Source organism: Pseudonocardia halophobica (assembly GCF_027922425.1).
GTDB classification, from domain to species: domain Bacteria; phylum Actinomycetota; class Actinomycetes; order Mycobacteriales; family Pseudonocardiaceae; genus Pseudonocardia; species Pseudonocardia halophobica.
Genome location: NZ_BSFQ01000030.1, coordinates 74,301 through 90,778, shown reverse-complemented (window position 1 = coordinate 90,778; position 16,478 = coordinate 74,301). Strand labels below are relative to the sequence as shown.

15 protein-coding genes are annotated in these 16,478 nt (G+C 74.6%); 2 read left to right on the top strand and 13 right to left on the bottom strand.

All coding sequences use genetic code 11. The features are described 5' to 3' along the window. The 4 genes from PKE99_RS27295 to PKE99_RS27280 all read right to left on the bottom strand — a co-directional run. Window positions 1-402, bottom strand: a 402-nt coding sequence (locus PKE99_RS27295) for an MFS transporter (protein WP_271214931.1), incomplete at its 3' end; no start/stop codon positions are given. Between the two features lie 286 nt (window positions 403-688). After that, complete coding sequence (gene pabB / locus PKE99_RS27290; RefSeq protein ID WP_037049963.1) at window positions 689-2,464, bottom strand: aminodeoxychorismate synthase component I; 1,776 nt, start codon at window positions 2,462-2,464, stop codon at window positions 689-691. A 76-nt stretch (window positions 2,465-2,540) separates the two neighbouring features. Further along, window positions 2,541-3,893, bottom strand: a complete 1,353-nt coding sequence (locus PKE99_RS27285; RefSeq protein WP_037049966.1) for an FAD-dependent oxidoreductase — start codon at window positions 3,891-3,893, stop codon at window positions 2,541-2,543. Window positions 3,894-3,929: 36 nt separating this feature from the next. After that, entirely contained in the window at window positions 3,930-4,523 is a 594-nt protein-coding gene (locus tag PKE99_RS27280) for a PadR family transcriptional regulator (RefSeq protein WP_037049969.1), read from the bottom strand. 95 nt (window positions 4,524-4,618) lie between these two features. Here PKE99_RS27280 and PKE99_RS27275 point away from each other — a divergent pair, with 95 nt between their 5' ends. Next, window positions 4,619-6,202 carry a phospholipase D family protein gene (locus PKE99_RS27275; RefSeq protein ID WP_037049971.1) on the top strand — a complete coding sequence of 528 codons (1,584 nt, stop codon included), beginning with the start codon at window positions 4,619-4,621 and terminating at the stop codon, window positions 6,200-6,202. A gap of 57 nt (window positions 6,203-6,259) precedes the next feature. Here the strand turns inward: PKE99_RS27275 and PKE99_RS27270 are convergent, their stop codons facing one another. From PKE99_RS27270 to PKE99_RS27240, 7 genes are all read right to left on the bottom strand, one after another. Continuing rightward, window positions 6,260-6,667 (bottom strand): nitrile hydratase accessory protein, encoded by a 408-nt coding sequence (locus tag PKE99_RS27270; protein ID WP_037049974.1) that lies wholly within the window; start codon window positions 6,665-6,667, stop codon window positions 6,260-6,262. Then, complete coding sequence (gene nthA / locus PKE99_RS27265; protein WP_037049977.1) at window positions 6,664-7,278, bottom strand: nitrile hydratase subunit alpha; 615 nt, start codon at window positions 7,276-7,278, stop codon at window positions 6,664-6,666. The genes PKE99_RS27270 and nthA overlap by 4 nt, the downstream gene beginning before the upstream one ends. Window position 7,279: 1 nt before the next feature. Next, the gene (gene nthB / locus PKE99_RS27260; RefSeq protein ID WP_037049980.1) at window positions 7,280-7,975 is read right to left on the bottom strand and encodes a nitrile hydratase subunit beta; all 696 of its coding nucleotides are present in this window, start codon (window positions 7,973-7,975) and stop codon (window positions 7,280-7,282) included. Continuing rightward, on the bottom strand, window positions 7,972-9,516 hold the full coding sequence (locus PKE99_RS27255) for an amidase (RefSeq protein WP_037049982.1): 1,545 nt from the start codon (window positions 9,514-9,516) through the stop codon (window positions 7,972-7,974). Before PKE99_RS27255 ends, nthB begins: the two co-directional genes overlap by 4 nt. A gap of 90 nt (window positions 9,517-9,606) precedes the next feature. Beyond that, a complete protein-coding gene (locus tag PKE99_RS27250; RefSeq protein WP_051737917.1) occupies window positions 9,607-11,040 on the bottom strand; it encodes a substrate-binding protein in 1,434 nt (477 codons plus the stop codon). A gap of 28 nt (window positions 11,041-11,068) precedes the next feature. Continuing rightward, complete coding sequence (locus PKE99_RS27245; protein WP_037049984.1) at window positions 11,069-11,467, bottom strand: ArsR/SmtB family transcription factor; 399 nt, start codon at window positions 11,465-11,467, stop codon at window positions 11,069-11,071. 795 nt (window positions 11,468-12,262) lie between these two features. Further along, window positions 12,263-13,513, bottom strand: a complete 1,251-nt coding sequence (locus tag PKE99_RS27240) for a bifunctional 3,4-dihydroxy-2-butanone-4-phosphate synthase/GTP cyclohydrolase II (RefSeq protein ID WP_037049986.1) — start codon at window positions 13,511-13,513, stop codon at window positions 12,263-12,265. 222 nt (window positions 13,514-13,735) lie between these two features. Here PKE99_RS27240 and PKE99_RS27235 point away from each other — a divergent pair, with 222 nt between their 5' ends. Next, window positions 13,736-14,236, top strand: a complete 501-nt coding sequence (locus PKE99_RS27235; protein WP_037049989.1) for a flavin reductase family protein — start codon at window positions 13,736-13,738, stop codon at window positions 14,234-14,236. Here PKE99_RS27235 and PKE99_RS27230 read toward each other — a convergent pair. Together PKE99_RS27230 and PKE99_RS27225 are read right to left on the bottom strand one after the other, a co-directional pair. Next, entirely contained in the window at window positions 14,226-15,155 is a 930-nt protein-coding gene (locus PKE99_RS27230; protein ID WP_197040774.1) for a hydroxymethylglutaryl-CoA lyase, read from the bottom strand. The genes PKE99_RS27235 and PKE99_RS27230 overlap by 11 nt on opposite strands. A 33-nt stretch (window positions 15,156-15,188) precedes the next feature. Beyond that, window positions 15,189-16,427, bottom strand: coding sequence for a CaiB/BaiF CoA transferase family protein (locus tag PKE99_RS27225; protein WP_037049994.1), 1,239 nt, complete (start codon window positions 16,425-16,427; stop codon window positions 15,189-15,191). Window positions 16,428-16,478: the final 51 nt, after the last annotated feature.

Sequence of the window (16,478 nt, the reverse complement as noted above, 5' to 3'; positions counted from 1 at the left end):
CCGGGCGGTCGCCGCCGCGGCCGGGACGTGGATGGTCACCGCGAGCGCGGCGAGCGCCCGCGCGGCCATCAGCACACCGAGGCTCGGCGCGAGCGCGGTCGCCACGGCGGCGACGCCGACCGCCGCGATCGAGCCGAGCAGCAGCGGCCGGAGCCGCCGCCCGCCGAGCAGCGTGCCGAGCACGGGGGCGCCGATCGCGTAGGTGCCGGCGTACACCGCCAGCGCGAGACCGGCCTCGGAGGGCGCGACCGCGAGGTCGGCGGCCGTCCCGGTGAGGACCCCCGCGAGGACGAACATGTCCGTCCCGATCGCGAAGGAACCCAGGCCCAGCACGGCCACCGGGGCCGGGAGGAGCGCGGTCGCGCCCCCTTCACGTCTCTCCTCGATCACCCGGGCGGCCATCCCGTCCCTCCCCTCGCTCGTCGATGGAAGGAGGGTGGGGCGTGGGCCTTGCAGCACGCTGTCACCGCCCGACACGCCGCTGTCAGCCCCCTGCCCCGACCCGTGAGTGGCAACTGCCCCTAGAGGGGCACCTGCCGCTCACGACCCCTGCTGACCAGCAGGAACGCGGTCCGCGCCGGTCAGGCCGTGCTCGCGTCGGGTGTGCCGGGGTCAGACCATGATCACCAGGAGCTCAGGGTTCACCGGACGGGCCGTGAGAGCCCTCAACTCCTGATGACCACCGGGTTCAGGTGGGCTGCCCACTGGGGACCGCTGCGCTGGTCAGCGTCGCCGCCCGCCACCCGCGCAGCGAGCTGACCAGCGCGAGCTCCTGGGCGCGGAGCAGGTCGCCGGGGCGGAGCGCGCGTTCGCGCAGGCGCCCCACCGCCACCATCAGGCCCCGCTCGACCCCGGGCAGGCAGCCGCTGCCGAGCGCCGGCGTCCACCACTCGCCGTCGAGCCGGACCGCGAGGTTCGCCGTGCAGGACTCGGTGACCTCCCCCCGCTCGTTGACGAGCAGGACGTCGTCGGCCTCGGGATGGCGCGCCAGCCGCACCGAGTAGGGCGCGCGGCGGCTGGTCTTGTGGTGCGGCCAGCACTGCGTCGAGTCGACGGGCTCGGGGTCCAGGACCAGCCGGACCGGCCCGGACGCGGGCGGCGGCAGGTCCTCGACGTCGATGCCGGACGTGCCGTCCCGGTAGCAGCGCAGCCGGACGCGGGCGCCGCCGCAGCCGGCGAGGCGCGCGGCCAGGGCGGATCGGACGGCGGCCTCGTCGAACCGGAACCCGAAGTAGGCGGCGGAGTCGGCGGCCCGGGTGAGGTGGGCGTCGAGCGACCGCAGTCCGGTTTCGGCCTCGTGCCGCATCGTCTCGATCAGGTGGAAGTCCTCGGGCCGGGCGTCGAGCACCCGCGCCTTGGCCCGCAGTTCCGCGTACTCCGCGCCCGGCTCCGACCCCCACGTGACGCCGCCGCCCGTGCCGTAGGTCGCGGTGCCCCGCGCGCGGTCGGCCACCACCGTCCGGATCGCGACGGAGAAGCGGGCGCGCTCCGGGTGGCCGGCGGGCGCGACGACGCCGACCGCTCCACAGTAGACGCCTCGCGGGCTCGCCTCGATCTCGCGGATCAGCTCCATCGTGCGGGCCTTCGGCGCGCCGGTGACCGAGCCGCACGGGAACAGCGCGCGGAAGATCTTCGTGAGCCCGACACCCGGTCGCAGCTGTGCGGTGACGTCCGACGTGAGCTGGTGGACGGTCGGGTAACGCTCGACCCCGAGCAGCCGCGGCACGGTCACGGTGCCCGGCCGGGCGAGGCGCGCGAGGTCGTTGCGCACCAGGTCGACGATCATGACGTTCTCGGCCCGCTCCTTGGCGCTGCCGCGCAGCCGGGCCACCGCCTCGGCGTCCTCGGCGGTCGTGCGGCCGCGTGGTGCGGTGCCCTTCATGGGGCGCATCAGGATCCGGTCGCCCCGCAGGGAGAAGAACAGCTCCGGGCTCGCGGACGCGACCACGAACCGGCCCGTGTCCAGGTAGGCGTGGTGCTCGCCGCGCTGGCCGAGCGCCAGGTCCCGGTAGAGCTGCGTGAGGTCGCCGGCGACGGGCGCGGTCAGCCGGGTGGTGAGGTTGCACTGGTAGGTCTCGCCGGCGGCGATCCGCTCCCGCACCGTCCCGACGGCCGCGCGGTGCGCCGCGGCGTCCCACTCCGGCTCCCAGGGCCCGGCCGACAGCGGCGAGCGCGGGCCGTGCGCCACGACCGGCACCGGGTGCGACTCGCGGGTGAGGCCGAACCAGGCGAGCGGGAGCCCGTCGACCGGCTCGCGGGTCACGAGCGTCGGATCGAGTCCGCCGGCGGCCTCGTACGCCACCGTCCCGAACGCCCACCAGCCCTCGTCGGTGCGCCGCTGCACCTCGTCGAGGACGCCCGCGACCTCCTCCGGCCGCCACGCGACCAGCTCGGCCTCCGCCCGGGGGAAGAGCCGGGCGGTACCTGCGACGAGGTCGTCGACGCGGGCCCAGGATCCGGACATGCGCGGGCTCCTCGGGAGGGGAACGGGCGGGCACCGCATGATGCCGGGTCCGGCCCCCTCTGCGCACCGACCCGCGTCACACCAGCTCGGAGTCCCGCACCTTCTGCATCCCCGCGGCCATCCGACGCTTGACCGGCGGGAGGTGGTTGACCACCCGCAGCGCGGTGCGCTGGGCCAGCACGCTCAGCGGACCGACGACGGGGCGGCGGGCGGTGCCGTCGTCGTTCATGAACTCCAGGGACTCCTTCACCGCCAGGGCGGAGTACCGGCGCATCAGCTCCTCGTACTCGCCGACGGCCTCGTCGCGGGTGAGCTCGCCGTCGCGGACGCGGACGAGCCGGTCCCGCAGCTCGCGGGCGTCGCGCAGCGCGGTGTTGGCGCCGGCGCCGCGGCCGGGCGTCATGGTGTGGATCGCGTCGCCGACCAGGGTCACGCAGCTCGGCTGCCACGCCGGCACCGGCTCCGACGTGCGGATGCTCAACGCCAGCGCGGCCGTCGGATCCGAGGTCGCCACCAGCTCCCGCCACCGCGGGTCCCAGTCCTCGGTGAGTGACAGGGCGACCTCGTGCAGGTCCTCGCCGCGGCGGTCGAGGACGTCGGCCGCCGCGAGGCTGCGCGAGGTCGACAGGCCCCAGGACAGGTAGTCCGTGGTGTTGTCGTAGCGCAGGCCCGGCCACGCCTCGATCAGCGTGGCGTCGCTGGCGCCGATGCCCTCCCGCGGGGCGCCGTCCCGCCAGGGCAGCCGCATCGCGTGGATGATCCCGAACTGTCCGCGCCGGTCGAACAGCATCGACATCCCGTCCCTCGCCCGCTCCGGCAGCAGCTCGGCGTTCCGCTCGGTCAGCGCGACCTTCCCGCCGATCGCCACCAGGCCGGTCTCGGTGTGCCTCGCGTGCGGCAGGTACTGCTTCCGGACGCGGGAGTTCGCACCGTCGGCACCGACCAGGAGGTCCCCGGTGGCGGAGTCGCCGTCGGCGAAGTGTGCGGTGACGGTGCCGTCGGCGTGCTGCTCGTAGTGCGTGAACGTCTTGTCGAACGTGATCACGTCCTCCATGCCGGTGAACAGCACCTGGCGCAGCGTCATCCGGCTGACGTTGTGGTCGCGGTCCTCGGGGCGGTCCCCGCTCTGCGGCAGGTCGTCGAAGCGCATGCCGACCAGTTCGCGAAATCGCTCCGTGTACATCGTGAGATAGCTGTACGGCAGGCCCGTGGTGGCGACGAACGTGGCGAACAGGTCCTGCGGCAGGCAGGCCTTCAGCGCCCGGGCGCCGTTGGGCGAGATGCCCACCCGGTAGCCGTTGAGGCCGCCCGTGCGGGTGCGGTCCCGCTCGTAGACGGCGACCTCCATGCCCGCCTGCCGCAGGCCGTGGGCCAGGCACATCCCCCCGGTGCCCGCCCCGATCACGATGGTCCTCAGCTCTTTCGACATGGCTCCCCCCGGAGTCGTCGATTCGGGTGTGGTCGATCAGGTCTCGAACTTCTCGGCGAGTTCGAGCAGTTCCTCCCGGTCCCAGGTCAGCGCCCCGCTGCGCAGGTCGTCGACGAGGGAGGCGATCCAGCGGACGTCCGTCTCGAGCAGGGCGACGGCGTACTCGCCCTCGATCAGCACGAGCCGGGGCAGGTGCCCGGCGCCGGCCAGGTCGGCGCGCAGCCGCTCGAGCTCGGCCCTGCGGCTCGCGAGCCGGGTCCCGAGCGCCTCGAGCGCCACCTCCGGGGTGATCAACGGCAGGTAGGCCAGGGCCGCGGTGAACTCCGGGAAGTCGCGGCGCGGGGCCGCGAGCATGTCGACCGTCCACTCCACCGCCGTGCGCACCCCGGCCTCGGTCGCCGTGTAGACCGTGCGCTCCGGCCGCGCGTGCTCCCGCTCGGTCGCCTGCTCGACCAGCAGACCGTCCCGCACCAGCCGGTCGATCGTCTTGTACAGCTGGGACCGCTGCCCGACGTTGATCACCTGGTCCTTGCCGCGCTCCCGGATGAGCTGCTGCATCCGGTACGGGTGCATCGGCCGCTCCGCCGCCAGGGCGAGCACGGCGAGGGCGAGTCCGGACCGCTGGGTCATAGTGTCGAAACTACTAGTGTCGGCGACACTATGCAAGCCTCCCGGGTTGTCGGATCCGTGCCGAGGCGCGAGAGTCCGGCCGGGGAGGTGCGCGGATGGGGCTCGACGACTGGTTCCTCGGCGACGGGGAACGGGGCAACCCCGCCTGCCGACTGCCGGCCTGGTGCACCGGCAACGTGGTCCGCCCGCTGGTCGACGGGGCGTGCTACTTCCCGCGGCTGGTCGAGGAGGTGTCCGCGCTCGGCCCGGGCGACCACCTGTTCTTCACCGACTGGCGCGGCGACGCCGACGAGCGGCTCACGCCGGACGGTCCCACGGTGGGCGAGCTGTTCGCCGCGGCCGCGCGGCGCGGCGTCGTCGTCAAGGGGCTGATGTGGCGCTCGCACACCGACGAGCTGGCCTACAGCGAGGAGGAGAACCGGCAGCTGGGGGACGAGGTGGGCGACGCCGGCGGCGAGGTGCTGCTCGACCAGCGGGTGCGGCGGGCCGGGTCGCACCACCAGAAGCTCGTGGTGCTGCGCCGCGTCGGCGAGCCGGCGCGGGACGTCGCCTTCGTCGGCGGGATCGACCTGTGCCACTCCCGCGGCGACGACCACGACCACGGCGGCGACGGCCAGGGCCTGCCGATGAACCCCGCCTACGGGGACACCCCGCCCTGGCACGACCTGCAGCTCGAGGTGCGCGGGCCGGCCGTCGGGCTGCTCGACCAGGTCTTCCGGGAGCGGTGGGAGGACCCGCACTCGCTCGACACGCACAATCCGATCGCGCGGATCCGGGACGCCGTGCGCCACGCGGACCTGCGCGCGGACCCGCTCCCGGAGCGGCCCGCGGATCCGGGTCCGGCCGGCACGGCCGCGGTCCAGGTCCTGCGCACCTACCCGGCGATCCGCCCGGGCTACCCGTTCGCGCCCCGCGGGGAGCGATCGGTGGCGCGCGGGTACGCGAAGGCGCTGCGCCGGGCCCGCCGCCTGGTCTTCGTGCAGGACCAGTACATGTGGTCGCCGCACGTCGCGCACCTGTTCGCCGCGGCGCTGCGCCGCAGCCCGGAGCTGCACCTGCTGGTCGTGGTGCCGCGGCACCCCGACGTCGACGGCCGGCTCGCCCTGCCGCCGAACCAGGTGGGCCGGCTGCAGGCGATCGAGACGTGCCGGCGGGCCGCCGCGGACCGGGTGCACGTGTTCGACCTGGAGAACCGGGACGGCACGCCGGTGTACGTGCATGCCAAGGCCGCCGTGGTCGACGACGTCTGGGCCGCGGTGGGCAGCGCCAACCTCAACCGTCGCTCGTGGAGCCACGACAGCGAGCTGACCGCCGCCGTGCTGGACGAGGCCCGGGACGAGCGCGCGCCCGTCGACATCGGCGGGCTCGGCGACGGGGCGCGGATCTTCGCCCGCGCACTGCGCCTGCGGCTGCTGCGCGAGCACCTGGAGCGGTCCGACGGCGACGACGCCGACCTCGTCGACCCGGCCTCCGCCGTCCGGGCCGTCGAGGAGGCCGCGACCGCGCTCGACGACTGGCACCGCGGCGGCCGCCGCGGCCCGCGCCCGCCCGGGCAGCTGCGCCACCACGAGCCCGAACGCCTCTCGCGGCCGACCAAGCTGTGGGCCGTCCCCGCCTACCGCCTGCTCTACGACCCCGACGGCCGCCCCTGGCGGGACCGCCTCCGCAACCGCTGGTGAGAGCCGCCCGGCCCGCCGGGAGGGGGCGCGGCGGGCCGGGCGGGGGTCAGGTCGTGCTCACCGGGTCGCGGGGGAGACCGCGACGGGCTCCCGGTGGGCGTGGTGATGGTCGGCGTTGCGCGGCGTGGTCAGCACCTGGCGGGTGCGCTCGTCGAGCGCGAGGGAGTCCGAGAGTGCACCGCTGGCGGCGAGGACGGTCTCCAGCGCCTCGAGCCAGTGGGCGTAGTAGCTCCACGGCTCGCCGCCCTCGCCCTCCTCCCAGCGGCGGATGGACTCGATCAGCGAGAGCTGGAACTCGCTCCACTCGTAGTGGCCCTCGTGGTAGGCCGCGACCGCCATGGCGAAGGCCCGCAGCTCCCAGGGCTCCTCGAAGGACCGGGAGTCGGCGTCGCCGCCCGGCATCCCACGGACCAGCTGCTCGACGCGCCGGCGGGCGTCGCCGAGCTCGGTGGCGTCGGGCCTCACGCGCCCGCCGCCTTCACCGGGCCGACGCCGATCATCGAGTCCCGGGTCACGAGCGCCGCGAGCTCGAAGGCTCCCAGGTCCTCGGTGCCCGCCGGGCGCTGCGGCAGGACCCAGTAGCGCAGCTCGGCGCTGGAGTCCCAGATGCGGATCTCGACGTCGTCGGGGATCGGGAAGCCGAAGTCCTCGGCGAGGACCTTCCGCGGCTCGCGCACGATCCGCGCCCGGTAGGCCGGGGCCTTGTACCAGTTCGGCGGCAGGCCCAGGACGGGCCACGGGTAGCACGAGCAGAGGGTGCAGACGATCGCGTTGTGCACCGTGTCGGTGTTCTCGACGACGATCATGTCCTCGCCCTGGAGGCCGCCGATGCCCATCTCGGCGCACGCGGCGGTGGCATTCTCCAGCAGCCGCGCCCTGAACTCGGGATCGGTCCACGCCCGTGCGACGACCTGCGCGCCGAGCTGCGGCCCGACCTCGTTCTCGTAGACCTCGGCCATCCGGTCGACGGCCTCGGTGGTCATCACGCCCTTCTCGATCAGCAGGGCCTCGAGGGCCTTGACCCGCGCGGCGATCTCCTCCTGGGAGCGCAGCGGGGTGTCCGTCGGTTCGGCCATGTCAGGCTCCTTCGGGGGAGGCGGGGGTGAGGTAGGGCTCCCAGACGTCGAAGTAGACGACGGCGTTCGGGTCGCCGGTCCCGTCGCCCCAGAGCTCGGTGGCGGTGAACTTCACGGTGTAGACGTGCTCGGGACAGTCGCCGAGCCCGTTGCCGGCGGTGTCGGGGTAGATGAACGTGCCGTGCGCCCCGGTGATCACGCCGGTCCGCCCGCGGATGTACCGGGCCCTCCGGGTGTGGCCCTCGGGGCTGTCGGTCGCGACCGTCACCGTGTCGCCCACCGCGAACCTCGCGATCTTGTCGGACTCCCGGGTGGCCGGTGCGCCCGCCTTGATCGCGCCGTCGACGAAGGCCAGCAGCTCGGGGTCGCTCCGCTCGGGGAGCGGTGCGTCCGGGTTCTCCAGGTAGTACCGGGTGCGCTTCTCGAGCTCGGACGGGTCGATCGCGCCCGCCCGTTCGGCGTAGTGCTCGACGGTGTGGGTCCAGTGCTCGTAGTAGTTCGACAGCAGGTACTCGGCCGGGTCCATCTTCTCGATGCCGTGCCGGAACTGGTCGACGTTGAAGAACCCCGCGCGGAAGCAGGTCGCGAACATCGCGAACGCGGCCTTCTCCCACTCCGCGCGGAACACGGGCTCGTCGGGATCGGTGCGGACCGGGCCGAGACCGTCCGTGCCGCCGAGATCGAAGACGCCGTTCACGCCCGGCCTCCCGCCGTGGTCAGGGCCGGCGGGGCGGGGAAGCCGCCGACGGCCTGCTCGAAGGTGTGGGCGACGCGCAGGACCGTCGCGTCGTCGAACCGCCTGCCGACGATCATCAGCCCGGCCGGGAGCCCGTCGACCAGCCCGGCGGGCACGCTGACGGCGGGGTGGCCGCTGACGTCGAACGGCGCGGTGTTGCCGATCATGGACAGCGCCGTGGGCAGGTAGGTCTCCAACGGCGCGTCGAGCGGCAGCAGCTCGCGGGCGGTGTAGGGCAGGGTCGGCATGACCAGCACGTCGTGGGCCGACAGCGCGTCGTCGTAGGCCTTGCGCAGCTCGAGGGCGAGGTTGCGGGCCATCGCGTAGTACTTCCCACCGCCCTGCTCGAAGGTGTAGCGGCCCGAGAGCCCGACCAGCTTCACCGTCTTCGACAGCTCCGCGCCCCGGGCGATCCGGCCGGCCGCGTAGTGCGCGATCAGCTCGGGGTCGTAGAGGCCCTGGGAGTTCATGCCGTAGCCGTTGCCGTCGAGCATCTGGAACGCCGCGCCCTCGGTGGCGATCACGTTCCAGACCGCCATCGCGTCGGCGTGCCAGGGGATCGACACGTCCTCGGCGACCAGCCCGGCCCGGCGGAGGGTCTCGACGGCGGCGCGCACCGCCTCGTCCACGCCCGGGTCGCTGACCGGGGTGCCGAAGCCCTGCCCGACCACGCCGATCCGCAGTCCGTCGGCCGGGGTGGCGAGGGCGGCGGTGTAGTCGACGGCGTCGAGGGTGGTGGGCTGGCGCGGGTCGAGCCCGTCGACCCCGGCCAGCACGGTGAGCATCGCCGCCGCGTCGGCGACCGTGCGGGTGATCGGGCCGAGGTGGTCGATGGTCTGCTCGATCGGGAACGCGCCGGTGTAGGGCACCAGCCCGTGGGTGGGCTTGTGCCCGACCCCGCCGCAGAACGCGGCCGGGATGCGCACCGAGCCGCCCTGGTCCCCGCCCACGGCGAGGTCCACCGTGCCGGTCACGACCAGCGCCGCGCTGCCCGACGACGAGCCGCCGGCGTTGCGCGCGGGGTCCCACGGGTTGCGCACCGGGCCCGGGTGGGAGGTGAAGCTGGCCCCGGAGAAGCACAGGTCCTCGCACACCGCCTTGCCGGCGACCGTCGCGCCGGCCGCCAGCAGCCGGGTGACGACGGTGGCGTCGCGGGTCGGGACGAACCCCTCCACCGTGCGCGAGCCGTTCATCATCGGCACGCCCGCGACGGCGACGTTGTCCTTGACCGCCACCGTCCTGCCGGCCAGCGGGCCCTCGGCCGCGCCGGGGATCGAGGTGGTGACGTACCAGGCGCCGAGCGGGTTGTCCGCCGGCTGCGACCAGGCCCGGTCCGGTGTGGACGGGGCGGTCGCGGCGTAGAGCTCCTCGACGCGCTCGGACGCGGCCAGGGTCGCCGCCACCGCGGGCGCGTACTCGGCCAGCTCGGCCTCGGACAGCCCGAAGGCGTGGTGCTCGTTCAGCGCCGCCAGCCGGGCGGCATCGGGGGGAGGGATCGCCACGTGCACTCCTCGGGTCGGGTGGATCCGCTCGAGGACGCTAGGGACATGGGTCACATCGTGTCAACGGTTCTTGACGCGTTGACACGGTGTTCACCCGGCGACGTCCGCCGGACACAGGGCCGCGAAGCTCGTCCCGCGGGCCTCGGCCAGGTAGAGCTGCTGCTGCACCAGGTCCGTGCCGTCGAGCGTCACCGTGCCGCGCGGGAACTCGTAGCGCCCCACGCGCATCGCGTCAGCGACCGGGCCGGGGTCCGTGGTGCGGGCCCGCCGGGCGGCCGCCGCCCACATGTGGATCGCCTCGAACACGGACTCGGTCAACGTGGACAGCGGCGGGGCCCACGGGCCGAAGGTCGCGCGGTAGCGCTGCAGCAGCGTGCCGTTGCCCTCGGTGTCGAGCTGCTGGAAGTACCCGGAGACCCCGTGGATCCCCGTGGCGGCCGGGGCGCCGACCCGCTCCAGCGTGACCTCGTCGAGCGCCGGGCCGAGGCTCAGCGCGCGGTCCCGCAGCCCCATGGCGTGGCACTGCCGCTCGAACGCGGCGGAGTCCGCCCCCACGAACGAGTTGAGCACGACGTCGGCCCCCGAGGCCGCGATCGTCTCGACGATCGGCGCGAAGTCCTCGGTCCCCAGCGGCGCGTACCGCTCGCCGACCAGCTCGGCGCCCACGGCGGGCAGCACCGCCCGGGCGGCCGCGTTGACCTCCCGCGGCCACACGTAGTCGTTGCCGGCGAGGAACCAGCGGCGGCCCCCGGCCGCGCGCATCAGCGGGGTGGCCGCGGCGGCCAGCTGGCGGGCCGGCCGCTCGCCGAGCCGGATCCGCAGCCGGCTCTCCCCGCCGCCCTCGTTCATGTGCGACTGCACGACGAGGGCCCCGGAGTCGCCGAGGGCGGCCGACACCGCGTCGTAGGTGGCCGAGGTGGTCATGGTGAAGACGGTCGAGCAGCCCGAGCGGACGAGCCGGAGTGCCTCGACGGCGCCGGTCGCCGGGTCGGTCGCGTCGTCGGCGACGAGCAGCTCGACGGGCCTGCCGGCGACCCCGCCGTCGCCGTTGATCTCCTCGAGGGCGAGGGTCGCCACGTTCTCGGTGGCCGCGGCGAAGAGGCTGCCCGGGCCGGACTTGCTGGTCAGCAGGCCGATCCGGGGCCCCGCCGCGGCTCCCGGCCGGACCGGCAGGCCCTGCCGGCGCATGAGCCACTCCAGCCCGCGTTCGTCGATCTCGGCGTGCAGCCGGATCCGGGTACCGCCGGGTGCGGGGGTGAACCGGAGCCGGATCCGGCCGCGCCAGGGCTGGTCGTGGCTCACGGTGAGCGAGGTGGGGCGGCGCAGCGCGCTGATCCGGCCGAGGACGTCGACCGGTCCCGCCCCGCCCAGCGGGACCCGCAGCGTGACCACCGCGCCGACGGCGATCCGGTCGCAGGCGGCGTCGAACAGCCAGCCCGCCCCGGTGCCGCCGCCGAAGCGGTCGAACACCACCTCGGGTGGGACGGCGGCGAACTCCTCGGCCGAGACCGCGACGGTCCCCACCGCTACCGCGCCCTCACCCGGTACCTGCTCATCCCGCCTCCGCGGCCCCGTCGGTCCTGTCGGTGTCGGTCCTGCCGGACGCCGGCGGCCGATTCTCCACGGTCGCGCGCACGTCGTGAAGGGACTGCTGGAACAGACCCTGCAGCAGCGTCATCACCTCGGCCGCCGAGCCGGTCGGGTCGACGGCGTAGTACCGGAAGCGGCCCGCCCGGCGCTCGGTGACGAGCCCGGCCACCCGCAGCACGCGCAGGTGCGTCGACACGGCGGTGCGCCCGACGCTGGTGATGCGCTCGGCCAGGGCGCCGGCGCTGCACTCGTCCTCCTCCGCCAGCACGGCGAGGATCTCCCGCCGCACCGGGTCGGCGAGGGCGTCGAACGCCAGGTCGCGCCGCTCCGCGCGGCCCGACGTGTCACTGTCCGATGACATGAGCCCACGATAGCCGAGCGGAGATCGACGTGACGGCAGCCGCGTCGCGGGGCGTCGTCGCGACGGGGGCGATCGAGGGCGAAGGGGTCCGTCGAAATGCGCGGAAACGTCGGCGCGGCCTGGCGCGCAGAGGTTCGACGCGCCGCGCCGGATCGAGGGCGAAGAGGAAATCTCAGGCGCTGCTCGGTAGCCGGAAAATCGTGCGGGCAATGGCGAGGCGCCGCGTTTATAGCATTATTCTGAGGGAGTTCGCTCGCCGGTGATGATCGGCGCAGAACGGTTGCGGTGCGGGGCGGGGCTCCCGCGCAGATCGTCCGCCGACGATCGACGCGGAAGTCCCTGCGCCCCGGCACCCCCCAGGTCCGGGCGCGCCCGGACCGCGGCTCGCCATCGCGTCTGCCCGTCCGGATGCAGTCAGCCCGGATGCGCTCTGCCGCAGGCAGAGTCGCTAGCAGCCAGGGTCGCCCGTGGTCTGGCCGGGCGGGTGGCACTTGGCGTTTGCGTCGTGCGGGCCCGCCGAGCTGTTGCCCGCGCCGAAATCGCCCGCGAAAGCGACCCCTGCCCCGCCGACCGTAAGACCTGCGGCGATCAACACCGCAGCGATGACCCTTCGAATCATGACGCCTCCCGTCGACCGTTTTCCCGTCGCCACCGGTGGCGCAGAAACCGTAGCGCCGTACCCTTGCGGCGACAAGGGTCTGCAGGCGGAAAAATGCGGACGGGAAAGCGACCAGGGGGCCTGATTCTACGCGCCGGACGCTCCGTGGAACGGTTTCGGCGCCCCCGACGTGTGCCTCAGCCCACCTCGTCCTCGAGGCTGAGCACGTGCCCCATCCGCTCCTGCTTGGTGCGGAGGTAGCGGAGGTTGTGCGGCGAGGGGGCGGAGGGCAGGCCCACCCGCCCGACGATCTCGAGCCCGTAGCCGTCGAGCCCGCCGTACTTGGCGGGGTTGTTGGTGATCAGCCGCAGCCGGGTGATGCCGAGGTCGGCGAGGATCTGCGCGCCGACGCCGTAGGAGCGGGAGTCGACCGGCAGGCCCTGGGCGGTGTTGGCGTCGACGGTGTCGAGTCCGCTCTCCTGCAGGGCATAGGCGCGGATCTTGTGGGCGAGCCCGATCCCGCGGCCCTCGTGCCCGCGCAGGTAGACCACGGCGCCCGCGCCCTCGGCGGCGATCGCGCGCAGGGCCTGCTCGAGCTGGGCGCCGCAGTCGCAGCGCAGCGAGCCGATGATGTCGCCGGTCAGGCACTCGCTGTGCACCCGGACCAGGGCGCCGCCGGCGGACCGGCTCGCCGCGACGGCGTCGCCGTACACCAGCGCCAGGTGCTCGGTGCCGTCGAGCGTGGAGCGGTAGGCGGCGGCCCGGAACTCGCCGAACACCGTGGGCATCGCGGAGGTGGCGACGTGCTCGACCAGCTGCTCGGTCGCCCGCCGGTGCCGGACGAGGTCGGCGATCGCGAGGAGCGGCAGGTCGTGCTCGGCGGCGAAGGCGCGCAGCCGCTCGCCGCGGGCCATGGAGCCGTCGTCGTCGACGATCTCGCCGATCACGCCGACCGGCTCCTGCCCGGCGAGGCGCAGCAGGTCCACGGCGGCCTCGGTGTGCCCGGCCCGGACGAGGACGCCGCCCTCGCGGGCCCGCAGCGGGAAGACGTGCCCGGGCCGGCGGAGGTCGTCCGGCCGGGTCGCGCCGTCGGCGAGCGCGCGCAGGGTGCGGGCGCGGTCGGCGGCGGAGACGCCGGTGCCCGCGTCGCGGTGGTCGACGGTCACGGTGAACGCGGTGCCGTGGGCGTCGCTGTTGTCGGTGACCATCTGCGGCAGGCCCAGGGCGTCGGCCCGCGCGGCCGGCATCGGGGCGCAGACGATCCCCGTGGTGTGCCGCACCACGAAGGCGATCTGCTCGGGCGTGGCCGTCGCGGCCGGCAGGATGAGGTCGCCCTCGTCCTCGCGGTCGGCGTCGTCGGTCACGATCACCATCCGGCCGGCGGCGAGCGCGGCCACCGCCCGCTGCACGGCGCGCGTGGACGGCAGGGCGGGAGTCGGAGACGTCATCGTCGATTCCTCACGGTCGGATGCCCACCCGGGACGGACGGGATCGTCGAGCACACCACGACGGTAGGAGAGCGCGGGCCGCTCCGACTATCCGTTGTGAGCCGACTCCTATCCGTGCAGCGCGGGCCGTTCGGGGGAGACGCCGGACACAGCCGCGCTGCGGCTGTCCGCCTGCGGTCCGCGGATATCGGCGCTCGCGGCCGCGGCCTACCGTCCTCCGGCATGGACGAGACGCACACCGAGGTGCCCCCGCCGGTCGCCCCCCTCCGCATGCGCGAGGTGCTGGGGCACTTCGCGTCCGGCATCGTCGTGGTCACCGCGATCACCCCCGACGGGCCGGCCGGCTTCACCTGCCAGTCCTTCAGCTCGCTGTCGCTCGATCCGCCGCTGGTGTCCTTCAGCCCGGCCCGGACCTCCTCGACGTGGCCCCGGATCCGCGAGGTGGGGGCCTTCTGCGTGAACGTCCTCGCCGAGGGGCACGAGGAGCTCAGCACGGCGTTCGCCCGGTCGGGCACCGACAAGTACGCCGGCGTCGCGTGGGCGCCCGCCCCTTCCGGCGCCCCGCGGCTCGACGGCGTGGCGGCCTGGATCGACTGCGCCCTCGCCGACGAGTTCCCCGGCGGCGACCACACGATCGTCGTCGGGCGGGTACGGGACCTGGGGGCCGACCCGTCCCGGGCGCCGCTGCTGTTCCACCGCGGCGCCTACGGCATCAGCGCGTGACGGACGCCCGGCCGCGCGGGCGGTTCGGGCCGCCCGCGCGGTGCAGGTTGCTCGGCAGGTCGTGGCCCACGGCCCGCTCGGCGACCCGGGCCGCGTCGAGCGCCGCGGTGAGGTCCAGCCCGGTGTCCACGCCGGACTCCTCGAGCAGGTAGACGACCTCCTCGGTCGCGATGTTGCCGCTCGCGCCCGGGGCGAAGGGGCAGCCGCCGAGCCCGCCGACGGACGCGTCGATCTTGGTAACACCGGCCTGGGCCGCGGCGAGCACGCAGGCCAGGCCCGCGCCGCGGGTGTCGTGGAAGTGCACGCCGACCTCGACGCCCGGGACGGCCGCGCGCACCGCGTCGAGCAGCTCCACGACCCGACCCGGCACGGTGGTGCCGATGGTGTCGCCGAGGCACAGCTCGTCGGCCCCGAGCTCCACCGCCCGCCGGGCGACCTCGACCGTGCGCTCCACGGGGGTGCGGCCGTCGAACGGGCAGTCCCAGGCCACGGCGATGATCGCCTCCAGCCGCCCGCCCGCGCCGTGGGTCAGCTCGGCGATGTCGACCACGGCCTCGACGGCCTCGCCGGTGGTGCGGCGGGCGTTCGCGAGGGAGTGCCCGTCGGAGGCCGAGACGACGTACTCGAGGTTCGCCATCCCGGCCGCCACCGCGCGTCGGGCGCCCCCGCGGCCGGCGACGAGCGCCGAGAAGTGCAGCTCGGGCCAGCGGTGCAGCTCGCCCACGACCTGCTCGGCATCGGCGAGCGCGGGCACCGCCTGCGGCGAGACGAACGACGTGACCTCGACCCGGCGCACCCCGGTCGCGGCGATCGCGTCGAGCAGGGTGAGCTTGGCGGCCGGCGGGATCGGGGCCTCGAGCTGGAGGCCGTCGCGCAGGCCGACCTCGCGCAGGTCCACGGAGCGGGGCAGGGAGAGCACGGGTACCTCGATTCGGACGACGTGGACGGCGGGTCAGACGACACCGGCGGCACGCAGGGCCGCGAGCTCGGCGGGATCGAGGCCGAGGAGCCCGGTGTAGACCTCGGCGTTGTGCGTCCCTGGCTTCGGCGGCCCGGCCCACCGGACCCCGCCGGGGGTACCCGTGAGCACCGGCATGACGCCGGGGCCGAGGACGTCCTTGCCGATCGCCTCGTCGAAGTGCGGCACGAGCATGTCGCGGGCGCGGAACTGCGGGTTCGCCACCACCTCGGCCACCGTGTCCACCGGCCCGACGACCACGCCGGCCTCCTCGAGCAGCCGGGTCAGCTCGTCGGCGTCGTGCCGCCCGGCCCACTCGGCGACGATCGCGTCGATCTCGTCCTGGTGCTCGCCGCGGGGCACGTGCGTGGCGAAACGCGGGTCGGACACCAGGTCCTCGCGGCCCATCGCGGCGCAGAGCCGGGCGAACACGGTGTCCTGGTTGGCCGCGATGATCAGCCAGCGGCCGTCGCGGCTGCGGTAGAGGTTCGACGGCGCGAGCTTGTCCAGCCGGGTGCCCGACGGCTGCCGCACCAGACCGGTGGCGTCGTAGTCCGGGATGACCGACTCCAGCATCGCCAGGCACGCTTCGGCCAGCGCGACGTCGACGACCTGGCCCTTGCCCTGGTGCGGGCCCTGTTGCCCGCGGGCGAGGAGCGCGGCGAGCACGCCCTGCATCGCGAACATCCCGCCCAGGGAGTCGCCGATCGACAGCGCCGCGCGCGGCGGCGGCCCGCCGGGGAAGCCGTTGAGGTACCGCATGCCGCCCGCCGCCTCGGCCACAGAGGCGTAGCCGGGACGACGGCTGAGCGGGCCGGTCTGCCCGTACCCGGAGACCCGGGCGAGGACCAGCCCAGGGTTGCGGGCGGAGAGCACGTCGTAGCCCAGGCCCCAGCGCTCCAGGGTGCCGGGGCGGAAGCTCTCGACCACGACGTCCGCGGTGTCGACCAGGCGCAGGAAGAGCTCGCGGCCCTCGTCGCGGCGCAGGTCGAGGGTGATGCACCGCTTGTTGCGGGCGTGCACCGTCCAGAAGAAGTGGTGGCCGTCCTGCTCGGCCTGGCCCCACAGGCGCAGCGGGTCGGGCCGGTCCGGGGCCTCGACCTTGATCACGTCCGCGCCGTGGTCGGCGAGCAGCCGGCCGCAGAAGGGACCGGCGATGAGCGTGCCGAGCTCCAGCACACGCACGCCGTCCAGGGCGCCGGGCGCGGGGTCGGTGGTGTCGTCGTCGAGCACGTCCGTGACGGTAGGAGGCGCGGGACGGCCCGGCTATCCGATGGCGGTGAC